This is a genomic window from Pseudoalteromonas sp. SK18 (genome assembly GCF_001974855.1).
Lineage (GTDB): Bacteria > Pseudomonadota > Gammaproteobacteria > Enterobacterales > Alteromonadaceae > Pseudoalteromonas.
Genome location: NZ_MTQB01000008.1, coordinates 20,806 through 35,804, shown reverse-complemented (window position 1 = coordinate 35,804; position 14,999 = coordinate 20,806). Strand labels below are relative to the sequence as shown.

Sequence of the window (14,999 nt, the reverse complement as noted above, 5' to 3'; positions counted from 1 at the left end):
ACACTATGAATGTTGGTATTATTGGCGCAATGGAGCCAGAAGTTAAAATTTTGCGCGAGGCGATGCAAAATCCACAGATTTTAACCAAAGCAGGCTTTACGTTTTATACTGGTGAGCTTGCGGGCAATACCGTTACTTTAGTGCAATCAGGCATTGGTAAAGTTGCTTCAACTATTGCAACCACTTTACTTATCGATAACTTCAAGCCTGATTGTGTTATTAACACAGGCTCTGCCGGTGGTTTCGACCCTTCACTTAACGTTGGTGATGTGGTGATTTCATCAGAAGTTCGTCATCACGATGTAGATGTAACAGCGTTTGGTTACGAAATTGGTCAAGTACCACAAATGCCAGCAGGTTTTGCAGCGCACCCTAAGCTAGTAGAAGCCGCCGAGCAAACAATTGCACAAATCAGCGAAGTAAAAACGCTTGTTGGTTTAATTTGTACTGGTGACTCATTTATGTGTGACCCTGTTCGCATTGAAAAAGCACGCAGTGACTTCCCTACAATGCTAGCAGTAGAAATGGAAGGTGCATCAATTGCACAAACGTGTTTTGCACTTAACACACCATTTGTTGTTATTCGCTCAATGTCTGATATTGCTGGCAAAGAGTCACCGCAATCATTTGAAGAGTACTTAGAAACAGCCTCTATTAATTCATCAAAAATGGTGGTGGCATTACTAGAAAAGTTAACGGCGGTTACGCTGTAAATGCTCAATAATATTGTTCAAAATCATTTGGACTTTATTGTATTTATTTGTGCGCTCCTAGCTGAGCGCTTTTTACCTTTAGTTAGCTGGTATCACCCTAATCATATACTTTCTGCCATTTTTAACGCGATTGGTCAGCGTATTTATAAAAAAACAGACAGCAAACAATATCATTATTTAGCCGCTTCACTGGCAAGCACCCTTGTTTTAGCTGTTATTATGATTATTGTGGTTTTACTGCTGCAGTTTGCCTTTTACCCTGAACTGCTATCCGGTCTTATTTTATATTTATGCTTAGAAAGCACTAGCCTGAATAAAAAAGCGATCCGCATTGCGAAATTAACCAAAAAGAATCAAAAATCGACTGCGCGAGAATTATTAAAACCACTAGTAGCCCGTGAAGTTAACGCACTTTCAAACCCTGGGGTTATTAAAGCGGTCATGGAAAGTGTCATACTGAGAACAGCACGCCATTATTTTGTAGTTATTTTTATTTTTTTACTATTGGGCCCCATTGCCGCTCTCGCCTACCGTTTACTTACCTTAATCCAACAAGCATGGCGCACTGATATAGCCCCCGACAGCTCTTTTTTGACGCCACTTAAACTCGTTCTTTTTATTGTTGAATACATTCCCATGCGGTTACTCGCGCTGACAATAGCGTCACTTAAAGCCAGTAAAAAAAGCATGCACTATATTAAGCATTATGGCCGTCATTTTTATCAAACCAATACTGGCTGGTTACTTAGTGTGTGCTCTGCATCTTTAGGAGTGCAACTTGGTGGGCCTGCTATTTATAGTAAGCAGCGTTTCAATAAAATGCGGGGCGGTGCTGAGCGCCTGCCAAGTGCCGATGATATGCCAAAGCTACTGAACACCCTAAATCAAGCCCGATTTTTTTGGCTACTCGTTATTGTTAGCGTTGAAATTATAAGGGCCGTTCTAACTGTTTAATCAGTCATAAAAAAACCAGCCGAAGCTGGTTTTTATACTTTATAAAGTTTTAAGCTACGGTAATATTTGCAAACTTACGTTTACCTACTTGGTAAATAGCGGTTGTTCCTTTTGCTACTTCCAATTTGGTATCGGTAATTTTTTCTTCGCCATTAAGCTTTACTGCGCCTTGTTTGATCATACGCATGGCCTCTGAAGTACTCGCCACTAAGCCAGCTTCTTTTAGCAAGTTAGCAATTAGAATAGTGTCTTCATCAATGTTAACTGTCAGCTCTGGAATTTCATCAGGTAGTGCTTTTTTCTGAAAACGCTGAATAAAGTCATCATGAGCAGCTTGCGCATCGGCTTCGCTATGGAAACGTGCAATTAACTCTTTCGCTAATTCAATCTTAATATCGCGCGGGTTAGTGCCTTGCTCTACACGCTGTTTTTGCGCTGCAATTTGCTCAATAGAAAGGCTACTTAGCAAGTCATAGTAACGCCACATTAGTACATCACTAATTGACATGATTTTACCAAACATGTCGCTAGGCGTATCAGTAATACCTATGTAGTTTCCTAGTGACTTTGACATTTTCTGAACGCCATCAGTCCCTTCAAGTAAAGGCATCATTAGTACGGTTTGAGGTTTTTGACCTTCATCTTTTTGCAGCTCACGACCCATTAATAGGTTAAAGCGTTGATCGGTGCCGCCTAGCTCAACATCAGACTCAAGAGCAACTGAATCCCAACCCTGTACTAGTGGATATAAAAACTCATGGATTGCGATAGATTGACCGCCAGCATAGCGCTTTTTAAAGTCATCACGCTCAAGCATGCGTGCCACAGTTTGGCGTGCTGCCAATTTTATCATTCCAGCCGCGCCCAACTTCTCCATCCACGTAGAGTTAAAAGCAACAGTTGTTTTAGCTGGGTCTAAAATTTTGAAAACCTGTTCTTTATAGGTTTCAGCATTAGCAAGCACATCATCACGAGTCAGTGGCTTACGGGTAACATTTTTGCCCGTTGGATCGCCTATCATACCGGTAAAGTCACCAATTAAGAAAATAACCTCATGACCTAAATCTTGAAAGGTTTTCATTTTATTAATTAGTACAGTGTGACCTAGGTGCAAATCTGGAGCCGTAGGATCGAAACCAGCTTTAATTTTTAGCTTTTTCCCCGACTTTAATTTTTCAACCAACTCATCTTCAATTAATATCTCTTCTGCACCGCGTTTTATCTCTGCTAGAGCGGTTTGTAAATCCACTGTGTGTTACTCCAAAAAATTCTGACAACGAAGGGGGTGTATATGCTCACGATTTATTGCTAGCGCGTTTTAACAAAACAAATAAAACTATTTAGCTAACATAACAAATTTCCACTTAATTAGAACAACTTTTTTAACTAATCGCTGCACCAACTAAAATGCAGGGCGTACGTTCTAAAATGGGATATAAAAGAGCGATTAATAATACACTAAAGGTGTTTATAAAAGCCCAAAAAACAGTTTATAAATTAATCACTTCTCGCTATTAAATCGTTTTAAAAGCTAATTTAACATTACGATGAAAAAGCAAAGTATCCAAGGATATAAAATAGTGCTGTTATTCAACTTTAAACACAAACAGCCTGAATACCCTATGATTTTAGCTTAATTTAACGCGAGTTTAAATCTACAAAATACTAGTATTCATAGATTATTCGTTATATCCTGCAATATAATCTATTTATTATCTTGACAGCAGAAAAAGGCACGTTATGGTCCACGTGGTTAACACGCTCCCCAAAAAACACAAAATGCTTATTCTAGGTTTGGTTTCTGCTATTGTTGCCTTAGCCTTTTTACCTTCTGAAAAAGCCACTGCATCCAAAGACAATAGCGAGAACACGCTAGAAATTGGTAAGCGTTACGAATTACAAATAAAAGTAGGTGAAAACGAAAAACTCACCGACTTAAATTCAGAGCATGCAGCGCAAAAACTTCCAGAGTACGATTTTGTCGATCACCTTGTTAAAAATGGTGACAATTTAGCGATCATTTTTAAGCGCGCTGGTTTTTCTGCGCAAACGCTTTATAAACTTGTTAATACCAATGCTGAAACACGTAAGCTAACCAAAATTCACCCAGGTGAAACACTAAGCTTTGCAACTGCAGAAGATGGCTCGTTAGCTCAATTACGTTATGTTATTTCTAAAACAGATACCTTATTTGTCACCCTAAATGACGAAGGCCAATACGACACTTCAATTGACAGCAAAGAAATAGAAACACTGAGCAAAACCGCACGTGGTGAAATTTCTAGTAGCTTTTGGACATCGGCGATCGCAGCAGGTTTAAGTGAACGCCAAATAATGAACTTTGCCGATATATTTGGTTGGGACGTGGATTTTGCAAATGACATCCGTAAAGGTGATGAATTTGGCTTAATTTATGAGTCTCATTTTGTTGACGGTGAATTTATTGGCACTGGTAAGATCATTGCCGCTGAATTTATAAACCAAGGTGAACGTTACACAGCAATTCGACACACAGACGGTAATTTTTATACCCCTGAAGGTCGCAGTATGAAAAAAGCCTTCTTACGTGCACCGGTAAACTTTAAATATATCAGCTCAAGCTTTAATCCTCGCCGCTTACACCCTGTTACAGGACAAGTAAAAGCACACCGAGGTATTGACTACGCCGCGCGTACAGGCACCCCGGTTGTGTCATCGGGTAATGGTAAGGTGATCAAAGCGGGCTACAGTAAATACAATGGTAATTACGTATTTATTAGCCACGGTACGCAGTACGTTACTAAGTACTTACACCTTAACAAGCGTCTGGTTAGAACAGGGCAAAAAATCAAACAAGGCAAGAAAATTGGTACTGTAGGCTCAACAGGTCGAGTAACTGGAGCGCATTTACATTATGAGTTTTTGGTTAACGGTGTTCACCGTAACCCTAAAACCGTGAAATTACCTAAATCTGAGCCATTACCACGCTCAGAGCTTGCTAAGTTTAAGCCTATTGCTGATAACTTTATTGCGCAACTTGAGCGTAATCGTGAACTTCAATTGGCACTTAAATAAAGATCTTAATGGTTAAATAAAAAAGCCTTTGCAGGGGTAACCCGCAAAGGCTTTTTTGTGTGTGATATTTAAGTTTCAAACTTAATTTATGAGTACATAAATAAGCTGCACAACCAAAGAGATCATCACCAGTGGCCAAATGTACTTACTATATTTAGTGGCGCTATCAAGCCCCATTTTACTTTGGTATTTTTCCAGTAACGGAATAATGATCAGCAAAGCAATCACTAGGCTAATTAAAATAACAAAAATGTTCATATCATCACCCTACATCAGGTTATGGTAAAGCGCAGCCTTTCGCGCTGATATATAGCTCATACCAATGCTCACGACTTAAGTTAACATTAACCGCATCACAGGATGCTTTTATACGCTCTATATTAGTTGTGCCAATAATTGGTTGGATTGATGCTGGGTGACGCAGTAGCCATGCTAATACAATAGCTTCTACTGTTGTGCCATAGAGTATGGCAAGCTTACTAACTAAAATGCTGGTATTAATATCTGCAGGCGAAGCCTTTGATAAATCGCCACCAGAGTATAAGCCTTGGCATAAACTGCCCCAACTTTGAATCTGAATTTCATGCTCACGGCAATATTCAATATTGCCTGGGGTAAAGTTAATATCTTTGCCATCGGCATTTCCCACATAAACGCCTTCATCAATCCATTGATGCTTGTGTAAACTCGCTTCTATTTGATTTGCCACAATCGGCATATCTAAAGCGCGTTGCAAAAAGCGTATTTGATGTTGCGACATATTAGACACTGCAAAATGGCGCACTTTGCCACTTTCTTTTAAACAACTAAATACTTGCGCAACTTCCTCTACTTCCATTAAAGGATCAGGGCGGTGCAACATAAGTACGTCTAAATAATCGGTATTTAATCGCTTTAATGAGCCCTCTACCGAGCGCTCAATCCAATCAGCTGAAAAGTCATAGCGCTGTGGGTGTTTATCATCAGCAAAGCGAATACCGCACTTAGACTGAATATACATTTGTTCTCTAAGTTCGGGACGCTCAGCCAGAGCTTGACCAAAAACATGCTCGGCTTTGCCTAAGGTATAAATATCAGCATGATCGAAAAAATTAATTCCGCCTTCAATGGCGGCATCTATGCATGAATGAGTTTGTTGTAAATGCGCACTGGTAATCGCATCTTTATTCCATGCGCCTCCCAAACCCATACAGCCGAAAACAAGTTTGCTTACATTCGGGAGATATTTTGCCAATGGAGTATGATGCATACCAGTAACCTTTAAGAATTTATATGAAGAATAGCTACTTTAAACAAAAAACCCTATACAAGAAACCGCTTAAGTCAAAACAGTGAATATTATGCAAAAAAAAGCGCAGTAAACTGCGCTAATAGGTTGAGTCTAAATTATATTTAACCCACAAGAGCGAGCAAAATACCTGCTGCAACGGCACTACCTAACACCCCTGCAACATTAGGCCCCATGGCATGCATTAATAAGAAGTTATGTGGGTTATTTTCAAGCCCAACTTTGTTAACTACCCTTGCAGCCATTGGCACAGCGGATACACCTGCAGCACCAATTAATGGATTTATAGGAGTTTTTGATATTTTATTTAAGCCTTTTGCCATAAATACACCTGAGGCTGTACCAATAGCAAACGCTAGTGCACCCAGTACTAAAATACCAATAGTTTCCACTGTTAAGAACTGCTCTGCAGCAAGCTTAGAGCCTACAGCAAGTCCTAAAAATATGGTGGTGATATTAATAATTTCGTTTTGCGCACTGTTGCTTAGCCTATCAACTACACCCGACTCACGCATTAAGTTACCTAAACAGAACATACCAACCAGTGGAATTGCCGCAGGTAAGAATATGGCAGTTAAAGTAAGCACCATCAGCGGGAAAATAATTTTTTCCTTTTTAGATACTTTACGCAGCTCTGGCATTTGAATTTTACGTTCCTCAGGCGTGGTAAACGCACGCATAATTGGAGGCTGAATAATAGGCACCAGCGCCATGTATGAGTAGGCAGCTACGGCTATAGCCCCTAATAAGTCAGGTGCCAATTTTGACGCTAAAAAGATAGCAGTTGGCCCATCTGCACCACCAATAATTGCGATTGCTGAAGCATCTTGTAAGCTAAATTCAAACCCAGGAATAAAGTTAAGTAAAATAGCGCCAAATAACGTCGCAAAAATACCAAACTGCGCCGCAGCACCTAGTAGCAACATACGCGGGTTGGCAATTAGGGCACTAAAATCAGTTAATGCCCCCACTCCCATAAATATTAATAACGGAAAAATACCGGTATCAATACCAACATAATAAACATAGTAAAGTAAGCCACCAGGATCTGATAAACCAGCCACCGGAATATTGGTTAAAATGGCTCCAAAACCAATGGGCAGTAGCAATAACGGCTCAAAGTTTTTGGCAATTGCTAAAAATAACAGCAAACAGCCAACGGCAATCATGATCAGCCCAGGAAATGTAAAGTTAGCAATGCCTGTGGCATGCCAGAGGTTTAAAATACCATCCATCCTCTGTTCACTCCTTAAGCTAGTGCAATCATTGCATCACCGGTTGATACTGAATCACCTTCAGAAACAAGCAACTCAGCAATTGTACCGGTATGCATGGCACGTACTTCGGTTTCCATTTTCATGGCTTCCATAATAATCACCACATCACCTTCATTGACTACCTGACCTGGCTTTACTTTAATCTTAAAAATATTACCAGCCAGTGGGGCATTCAATGTTTCACCCGAGGCAACCGATGCCGACTGTGGAATATGCTCAGAGTCTTTTAACGTAACCTCTTTAAGCTCACCACCTTGAGCAACCACGACATCGTATACTTTACCGTCTACTTTAACGCTGTACTGCTCTGCCTTAACGCCTTTATTGTTTGCCGCTGATTTTTCAGGTGCTTTATTGGCGCTATCATCAGCGCTAGGAACAGGCTCAAATGCATCAGGGTTATTACGATTTTTAATAAACTTCAACCCAATCTGTGGGAATAACGCATAGGTAAGCACATCATCAATTTGCTCATCAGCTAAAGTTAGCCCTTGCTCCTGAGCAAGCTTGCTTAATTCAGCTTCGAGCGTTTCAAGTTCAGGTTTAATAATATCGGCTGGACGACAGGTGATTGCCTCACTGCCATCAAGTACACGCTCTTGTAGCTCTTTATTCATTGGTGCAGGTGTTGAACCATACTCACCTTTTAATACGCCAGCAGTTTCTTTGGTGATAGTTTTATAACGCTCACCAGTGAGCACATTTAATACCGCTTGAGTGCCAACAATTTGTGAAGTAGGTGTTACCAGTGGAATAAAACCTAAATCTTCACGTACTCGAGGAATTTCAAGTAGTACTTCATTTAGTTTATCAGCAGCGCCTTGTTCTTTAAGTTGATTTTCCATGTTGGTTAGCATGCCACCTGGCACTTGTGCTAATAAAATGCGGCCATCAACACCTTTTAAACTGCCTTCAAACGCAGCGTACTTTTTACGTACGTCTCTAAAGTAAGCGGCAATTTCTTCTAGATGGTTTAAATCAAGCCCAGTATCACGCTCTGTTCCCTCCACGATTGCAGCAATTGTTTCGGTTGCTGAATGACCATAGGTCATACTCATAGATGATACAGCGGTGTCGAGCATATCAATGCCAGCATCAATGGCTTTTTGATAAGTAGCTGTACTCAACCCTGTTGTTGCATGACATTGCATAGCAATAGGTATTGAAACCGTTTCTTTTAACGCTTTAATGAGCTCTTCTGCATCATATGGCTTAAGCAGACCCGCCATATCTTTAATACAAATTGAATGACAACCTAATTCTTCTAGCTGCTTTGCAAGCGTTAACCACATATCTAATGTATGTACTGGGCTTACTGTGTACGAAATAGTACCTTGCGCATGCGCCCCTACTTTAACCGCCGCTTTAATAGCGGTTTCTAAGTTACGCACATCATTCATGGCATCAAAAATACGAAATACATCTACGCCATTTTTGTGCGCACGCTCGACAAACTTCTCAACCACATCATCTGCATAATGGCGATACCCTAATAGGTTTTGCCCGCGAAGTAGCATTTGCTGTGGCGTATTTGGCATTGCTTTTTTGAGCGCACGGATACGCTCCCACGGATCTTCACCTAAATAACGAATACATGAGTCAAAGGTAGCCCCACCCCAAGATTCAATAGACCAATAACCTGCGTCATCAATTTTTTTTGCAATAGGTAACATGTCGTCTAATCGCATGCGGGTAGCTAAAAGCGACTGATGTGCGTCACGAAGTACAAGTTCTGTTATTTTTAATTTAGCCATTGGTATGCTCCTCTAATTATTATTTGTTTTGTACTGAGCAATGGCAGCACTAATTGCAGCGATGTGCTCATTTGGCACACCTTGCGATTTAAAAGATGGTGTTCTATGTGATGTTGCGAGTTCTGGCTGAGAAAACTTGCTAGCCAGCTTAGACATGAGTGTCACTGCACCAATCAATAAAGAAAGAAATACAAACACGCCCACCATACCTGTTAGCATTAAATTGCCCGCAGTTGTGAGCAAAGCCCCTATATCCATAATTCTCCCCCTGTTCAAACCGAACCACATAAAAAGTCAGTTTATTTAAATAATTATTCACCAATAGTAACAAAAACTATTCTTTTGTCTACATGTTGTAAATTGGTAAAACCAATTAATCTAAAAGTAACATATCACCAATAAGGTTAACACCACCTAAAATAGCTTATTTGACCTATATATATAGATGATAAAAATGTTCGTTATAAACAAAGAATATATAAAACCCCTAATACTTTGTAAAAACACATAAAAAGCAAACCCATCATGCCAACCCATTTAAAACCCTTAAAACAAATGTTAATTGGTCTTACCAAAAAAAGAGCTGCACTAACTACTTATTATCTCACCGTATACAACTGTGAATAAGTTACCGATAAAATCGTAAAAATTACCAACTCAATATAAAGCCAACCACGTAAAAACAAAACAAACCATTGATTTAAAACAAAATAAAACACTGGCACATTACTCGCTTATATAAAACTAACACTTAGATAAATCAAGGAGATGACAATGTTACGCTGGACAATTACATTTTTGGTGATCGCACTAATTGCAGCCGTTTTAGGATTTGGCGGTATTGCAGGAGCCGCAGCTGGAATTGCTAAGATCATATTTTTTATCTTTTTAGTTTTATTGGTTATTTCACTAGTCTCTGGCGCCTTACGTGGTAAAAGCCCCAGGTAGATAAAACACTACACTCTCTTTTAAACTTATATATACAAGGAATTACATTATGAAATCATCAACACTTAAAGCAGCTGCTATTGGTCTATTCGCAAGTGCATTTATTATGGGTTGTGAAGACAATCATGCAGAAGAAGCGGGTGAACGCATTGACGAAGCAGTAACAGATGTGCAAAACAAAGTAGAAGACACCTGTGAAGAAGTAAAAGAAGGCGTTAATGCCGAAGAAACAAATTGCTAATGTTATTTATTTAGCTAAAAAACGACCTACGGGTCGTTTTTTTATGCCTAAAATATAAATAGTTTTTAGTCATTTCCCCTTTTAAGCTGCGCATTAGGCTAAAATAGTAAAAAATAGCTTTTAAGTGTAAACACATGGTATTTACAACAACTTATAAACTCGATAAACCTTACTTTTATGAATGCTTCGACCAGTCGTTGCCTTATAGCAAGCGTGCACAACCTAAATACTTTTTATTAGCGCTGCTTGTGGCATTGGGGCTATTTGGCATTTATGGTTTAGGCGATCATTACCTTGGTACATTTTTGCTTATGTTAGCTTTACTTGAGTGTATTGCCTTTTACTATCGCCGCCCTTGGTGGGTAACAAGGCAGATGCTTAGCAGAGCATCAGGCTCTGAAGTTACCCTTACCTTTGACGAGGATGGGATAAAATCGACCAATCATTACAAAAACTATCAGTTAGCTTGGCACGACATTAATGAAGTAATTACTACAGATTGCGGGCTATTGCTAAAAAGTAAAAGCGGTATGCAATACATCTCTAAGGCAATACTCAACAATGAAACGATAGATTTTATAAACAAAAAAGCCACTCAGTGAGTGGCTTTTATAAATGTCGTAGTTATTAACTAGCACATTTTATACTATGTTGATTAAGCATTGCCCGGATTAGGGTTAGACTTTTCAGCTTGTATGCGCATGTAAATTTCTTCACGATGAACTGATACGTCTTTAGGTGCGTTAACACCGATACGAACTTGATTTCCTTTAACACCTAGAACAGTAACGGTTACTTCGTCACCAATCATAAGGGTCTCGCCTACTCTACGAGTTAGTATTAGCATTCTCTTGCTCCCATGTTCCAATAAAATTATAAGATTCCGCACACACATTTTAATTAAAATTAGACTAAAAAGTAAGTAAAAACTCGCAATCTATTCATTTTCTGTTAAAAATGTCTTATGTAATGCACGAACAGCCAGCTCAAGGTATTTTTCATCTATTAAAACTGAAATTTTTATCTCTGAGGTTGAAACAAACATCACATCAATGTTCTCTTGTGCTAACGAATCAAAAAATAAACTCGCTACCCCAGAATGAGATTTCATCCCCATACCTACAGCTGACACTTTCGCCACATTAGTTAATCCGTCAATTGCCTGTGCGTCAAATTGCTGTTGCTCAGCCGTTAACAAATCAAGTGCGTTTAAGTAATCATTTAAATGCACAGTAAAAGCATAGTCGACTTTTTCAACTTTATGATTAATTTGATTAATCATATCTATTTCGATGCCATTATCAGAAAAAAGTTTCAAAACTTTTGCAAGATGTTTGGTGCCTTGTGGCATTCCATGAACCTTAATTAAGCACTCATCTCGATTAAATGCAATACCCGATACGACATTGCTTGTCACGTCGCTCTCCTCAAAACTAATTAACGTGCCTTCGTCGGGTTTAAAGCTAGATAACACCCGTAAAGGAACATTGTGTTTACCAGCAGATTCTACAGAGCGAATATGCAACACTTTAGCGCCTAAACTTGCCAGCTCAAGCATTTCGTCAAAGGTAACATGACTTAAACGTCGTGCATTAGGTTCAATACGAGGATCTGTTGTATATACGCCATCAACATCGGTATAGATCTGACATTCATCCGCTTTTATTGCACCCGCTATTTCAACCGCAGAGGTATCGGTGCCACCACGCCCAAGCGTGGTCACGTTGCCCTCAATATCGCGCCCCTGAAAGCCGGCAATAATAGCAATACGGTTATGTTCAAGTTCATGTTTTAAACGCGTTGCTGCGACTTCTTCTACACGGGCTTTACCGAACATGTTATCGGTTAATATATTTACTTGATCGGCTAGTAAGCTTACCGCTGAATGGCCGCGTTTAATAATCGCCATCGCTAATAAAGCAATAGAGACCTGTTCACCGGTACTCAGTAATACATCAAGTTCACGACTACTCGGGCGAGAGTCGATTTGTTTGGCAAGATTAATTAAGCGATTGGTTTCTCCCGACATTGCCGAGAGTACCACCACCACTTGGTGGCCTTGTTGCTTAGTTTTAACAACAAGGTCGGCGACCGCTTCAATACGCTCTATTGAGCCTACCGAAGTGCCGCCAAATTTTTGAACTATAAGTGCCACTTAAGCTTAAGTACGCTCAGTTAACCAAGCTGTGACGCTATCAAGTGCTGCAGTTAAGTTTTGTGGCTCAGAACCACCCGCTTGCGCCATATCTGGACGACCGCCACCTTTACCACCCACTTGGCCTGCCATGTGGTTAACTAACTCACCCGCTTTTACTTTGCCAGTTAAGTCTTTAGTTACACCCGCAATTAAGCTGACTTTGTCACCGCTGGCAACACCTAAGGCAATAACGCCTGAGCCAATCTTGTTTTTAAGATCATCAACCATGCCACGAAGCGCTTTTGATTCAGTCCCTTCAACGTTGGCAACTAACAACTTAACCCCGTTAATTTCAACTACTGAATCAAGTAACGATGCACCTGCCGCACTGGCTAGTTTATCGTTAAGCTGGGCAACTTGCTTTTCAAGTCCTTTCGACTTTTCAAGCAAGGCTGTTACTTTTTCAAGTACTGACGCACTGTCACCTTTTACCAGCGCTGCCACATCAGCTAATTGCTGCTCTTGCTCGCTGACATAAGCGATTGCCTCTGCACCCGTTACCGCTTCAATACGACGAACACCGGCTGCAATACCGCTTTCAGATACAATTTTGAATAAACCAATGTCACCTGCGCGCTCTACGTGTGTACCACCACAAAGCTCGATTGAATAATCACCAATAGTCACAACGCGTACTTCGTCATCGTATTTTTCACCAAACAACGCCATAGCACCTTTTGCTTTAGCATCATCAATTGCCATTAGTTCAGTGTTAAGTGCAAAGTTACGACGAATTTCGTCATTTACTACACGTTCAATGTCGCGCAGTTCTTGTTTGGTCACCGCTTCAAAATGTGAGAAGTCAAAACGCAGACGATCTGGCTGCACAAGTGAGCCTTTTTGCGATACGTGCTCACCTAAAAGCTGACGTAATGCTTCATGTAAAATGTGCGTAGCTGTGTGATTTTTCTTAATGCTTTCACGACGCGCATCGTCAATAGTCGCATCCACTTTATCGTTAACGCCAATACGCCCTTGAACTGTTCCATGATGAGCAAAAGCATTACCCAATTTAGTGGTATTCGTTACATTAAACTCACCACCGGCAACAGTAATTGTACCGCTATCACCAATTTGGCCGCCTGATTCAGCGTAAAACGGAGTACGGTCTAAAACAATAATACCTTGCTGACCATCTTCTAATAACGATACAGATTCGCCACCGGCAAAAATCTCAACCACAGTGCCACGGTAATGATTGCTATCATAGCCTTTAAAATCAGTGTGCTTATCTGATTTTAATTGCTCGTTATAATCTGCACCAAATTTGCCCGCTTGCTGTGCTGTTTTACGTTGCACTGCCATGCATGCTTCAAAACCTTGATGGTCAATGGTCATTTGGCGCTCACGCGCTACATCAGCTGTTAAATCGGCAGGGAAACCATAGGTATCGTAAAGTTTAAATACTAAGTCACCTGGGATCACATCCCCGGTTAAATCACTCAAGCTTTCTTCTAAAATAGCTAAACCACGCTCAAGCGTTTTACCAAACTGCTCTTCTTCAATACGCAGTACTTTTTCAATAATTTCTTGTTGCTTAGCAAGCTCTGGGTACGCTTGACCCATTTGCTCAATAAGTGCAGCAACCAATTTATAGAAAAACGCGCCTTTAGCACCTAACTTATTACCGTGACGTACTGCACGACGAATAATACGACGCAATACATAACCACGGCCTTCATTTGATGGCATAACCCCATCTGAAATTAAAAACGCACACGAACGAATATGATCCGCCACCACGCGAAGCGACTTATCATCCATATCTTGTGCATTAGTAACGCTTGCAGCGGCGGCAATTAAGCCTTGGAATAAATCGATTTCGTAGTTTGAATGCACACCTTGTAAAATAGCTGAAATACGCTCAAGGCCCATACCAGTATCAACAGATTGCTTAGGAAGTGGCTCCATAGTCCCGTCGCTTTGACGGTTGTATTGCATAAATACTAAGTTCCAAATTTCAATGAAACGGTCGCCATCTTCTTCAGGAGTGCCCGGAGGACCACCCCAAATGTGCTCACCGTGATCATAAAATATTTCAGAACATGGACCACAAGGGCCGGTATCACCCATAGACCAAAAATTATCGCTCGTTGCAATACGAATAATACGATCTTCAGGTAAACCTATATCGTTAGCCCAGTAGCCAAAGGCTTCTTCGTCATCATGGTAAATGGTCACTAACAGCTTTTCTTTTGGTAGTTTTACAACCTCAGTTAAAAACTCCCACGCAAATTTAATTGCATCTTGCTTAAAGTAATCACCAAAGCTGAAATTACCTAGCATTTCGAAAAAGGTATGGTGACGTGCTGTGTAACCAACATTTTCTAAATCGTTGTGTTTACCACCAGCACGCACACAACGCTGAGAGCTAGTTGCGCGTGTATAAGGGCGGCTTTCGGCGCCTAAAAATACATCTTTAAATTGCACCATACCGGCATTATTAAATAACAACGTGGCATCGTTACCCGGTATAAGCGAACTAGAAGGAACAACTTGGTGTTGTTTGCTGGCAAAGAAGTCTAAAAACTGTTGCCTAATTTGTGCGGTAGTCATGTGCTGCATGTGAAAGT

At 40.3% G+C, this 14,999-nt stretch carries 15 protein-coding genes; 6 read left to right on the top strand and 9 right to left on the bottom strand.

The window, feature by feature from the left end:
- The first annotated feature begins 5 nt into the window (after positions 1-5).
- The gene (mtnN, locus tag BW139_RS07840) at positions 6-713 is read left to right on the top strand and encodes a 5'-methylthioadenosine/S-adenosylhomocysteine nucleosidase (protein WP_008110448.1); all 708 of its coding nucleotides are present in this window, start codon (positions 6-8) and stop codon (positions 711-713) included.
- Positions 714-1,667 (top strand): cobalamin biosynthesis protein, encoded by a 954-nt coding sequence (locus BW139_RS07835; protein WP_076919296.1) that lies wholly within the window; start codon positions 714-716, stop codon positions 1,665-1,667.
- A gap of 49 nt (positions 1,668-1,716) precedes the next feature.
- Here the strand turns inward: BW139_RS07835 and tyrS are convergent, their stop codons facing one another.
- On the bottom strand, positions 1,717-2,916 hold the full coding sequence (tyrS, locus tag BW139_RS07830; RefSeq protein WP_010390824.1) for a tyrosine--tRNA ligase: 1,200 nt from the start codon (positions 2,914-2,916) through the stop codon (positions 1,717-1,719).
- Positions 2,917-3,407: 491 nt separating this feature from the next.
- Here tyrS and BW139_RS07825 point away from each other — a divergent pair, with 491 nt between their 5' ends.
- Positions 3,408-4,721: a peptidoglycan DD-metalloendopeptidase family protein gene (locus BW139_RS07825; protein ID WP_076919295.1), complete on the top strand. Its 1,314-nt coding sequence runs from the start codon at positions 3,408-3,410 to the stop codon at positions 4,719-4,721.
- An 81-nt stretch (positions 4,722-4,802) separates the two neighbouring features.
- Here the strand turns inward: BW139_RS07825 and BW139_RS18480 are convergent, their stop codons facing one another.
- The 5 genes from BW139_RS18480 to BW139_RS07805 all read right to left on the bottom strand — a co-directional run bounded on the left by BW139_RS18480 (position 4,803) and on the right by BW139_RS07805 (position 9,298).
- Positions 4,803-4,979: a hypothetical protein gene (locus tag BW139_RS18480; protein ID WP_008115149.1), complete on the bottom strand. Its 177-nt coding sequence runs from the start codon at positions 4,977-4,979 to the stop codon at positions 4,803-4,805.
- A gap of 19 nt (positions 4,980-4,998) precedes the next feature.
- Positions 4,999-5,970, bottom strand: a complete 972-nt coding sequence (locus BW139_RS07820; RefSeq protein WP_076919294.1) for an aldo/keto reductase family oxidoreductase — start codon at positions 5,968-5,970, stop codon at positions 4,999-5,001.
- Between the two features lie 143 nt (positions 5,971-6,113).
- Positions 6,114-7,244: a sodium ion-translocating decarboxylase subunit beta gene (locus BW139_RS07815; protein WP_008115142.1), complete on the bottom strand. Its 1,131-nt coding sequence runs from the start codon at positions 7,242-7,244 to the stop codon at positions 6,114-6,116.
- Between the two features lie 14 nt (positions 7,245-7,258).
- Positions 7,259-9,040, bottom strand: a complete 1,782-nt coding sequence (oadA, locus tag BW139_RS07810; RefSeq protein WP_008115141.1) for a sodium-extruding oxaloacetate decarboxylase subunit alpha — start codon at positions 9,038-9,040, stop codon at positions 7,259-7,261.
- A gap of 12 nt (positions 9,041-9,052) precedes the next feature.
- A complete protein-coding gene (locus BW139_RS07805) occupies positions 9,053-9,298 on the bottom strand; it encodes an OadG family protein (protein ID WP_008115139.1) in 246 nt (81 codons plus the stop codon).
- Positions 9,299-9,814: 516 nt separating this feature from the next.
- Here BW139_RS07805 and BW139_RS07800 point away from each other — a divergent pair.
- From BW139_RS07800 to BW139_RS07790, 3 genes are all read left to right on the top strand, one after another.
- Complete coding sequence (locus tag BW139_RS07800; RefSeq protein ID WP_002961939.1) at positions 9,815-9,988, top strand: DUF1328 domain-containing protein; 174 nt, start codon at positions 9,815-9,817, stop codon at positions 9,986-9,988.
- Between the two features lie 49 nt (positions 9,989-10,037).
- Entirely contained in the window at positions 10,038-10,229 is a 192-nt protein-coding gene (locus tag BW139_RS07795; RefSeq protein WP_008115136.1) for a hypothetical protein, read from the top strand.
- 134 nt (positions 10,230-10,363) lie between these two features.
- The gene (locus BW139_RS07790; RefSeq protein WP_076919293.1) at positions 10,364-10,831 is read left to right on the top strand and encodes a YcxB family protein; all 468 of its coding nucleotides are present in this window, start codon (positions 10,364-10,366) and stop codon (positions 10,829-10,831) included.
- A gap of 53 nt (positions 10,832-10,884) precedes the next feature.
- Here the strand turns inward: BW139_RS07790 and csrA are convergent, their stop codons facing one another.
- From csrA to alaS, 3 genes are all read right to left on the bottom strand, one after another.
- Positions 10,885-11,076: a carbon storage regulator CsrA gene (gene csrA / locus BW139_RS07785; protein WP_004587515.1), complete on the bottom strand. Its 192-nt coding sequence runs from the start codon at positions 11,074-11,076 to the stop codon at positions 10,885-10,887.
- A 90-nt stretch (positions 11,077-11,166) separates the two neighbouring features.
- Positions 11,167-12,384, bottom strand: coding sequence for an aspartate kinase (locus tag BW139_RS07780; protein WP_076919292.1), 1,218 nt, complete (start codon positions 12,382-12,384; stop codon positions 11,167-11,169).
- Positions 12,385-12,390: 6 nt separating this feature from the next.
- The gene (alaS, locus tag BW139_RS07775; protein WP_076919291.1) at positions 12,391-14,991 is read right to left on the bottom strand and encodes an alanine--tRNA ligase; all 2,601 of its coding nucleotides are present in this window, start codon (positions 14,989-14,991) and stop codon (positions 12,391-12,393) included.
- Positions 14,992-14,999 lie beyond the last annotated feature (8 nt).

Bases quoted from the DNA above. Each gene is read 5' to 3' on its own strand.
- alaS (WP_076919291.1), bottom strand. From the start codon at position 14,991: ATGCAGCACATGACTACCGCACAAATTAGGCAACAGTTTTTAGACTTC.
- BW139_RS18480 (WP_008115149.1), bottom strand. From the start codon at position 4,979: ATGAACATTTTTGTTATTTTAATTAGCCTAGTGATTGCTTTGCTGATC.
- BW139_RS07800 (WP_002961939.1), top strand. From the start codon at position 9,815: ATGTTACGCTGGACAATTACATTTTTGGTGATCGCACTAATTGCAGCC.
- BW139_RS07835 (WP_076919296.1), top strand. From the start codon at position 714: ATGCTCAATAATATTGTTCAAAATCATTTGGACTTTATTGTATTTATT.
- mtnN (WP_008110448.1), top strand. From the start codon at position 6: ATGAATGTTGGTATTATTGGCGCAATGGAGCCAGAAGTTAAAATTTTG.
- oadA (WP_008115141.1), bottom strand. From the start codon at position 9,040: ATGGCTAAATTAAAAATAACAGAACTTGTACTTCGTGACGCACATCAG.
- BW139_RS07815 (WP_008115142.1), bottom strand. From the start codon at position 7,244: ATGGATGGTATTTTAAACCTCTGGCATGCCACAGGCATTGCTAACTTT.
- BW139_RS07795 (WP_008115136.1), top strand. From the start codon at position 10,038: ATGAAATCATCAACACTTAAAGCAGCTGCTATTGGTCTATTCGCAAGT.
- BW139_RS07805 (WP_008115139.1), bottom strand. From the start codon at position 9,298: ATGGATATAGGGGCTTTGCTCACAACTGCGGGCAATTTAATGCTAACA.
- csrA (WP_004587515.1), bottom strand. From the start codon at position 11,076: ATGCTAATACTAACTCGTAGAGTAGGCGAGACCCTTATGATTGGTGAC.
- BW139_RS07790 (WP_076919293.1), top strand. From the start codon at position 10,364: ATGGTATTTACAACAACTTATAAACTCGATAAACCTTACTTTTATGAA.
- BW139_RS07820 (WP_076919294.1), bottom strand. From the start codon at position 5,970: ATGCATCATACTCCATTGGCAAAATATCTCCCGAATGTAAGCAAACTT.
- BW139_RS07825 (WP_076919295.1), top strand. From the start codon at position 3,408: ATGGTCCACGTGGTTAACACGCTCCCCAAAAAACACAAAATGCTTATT.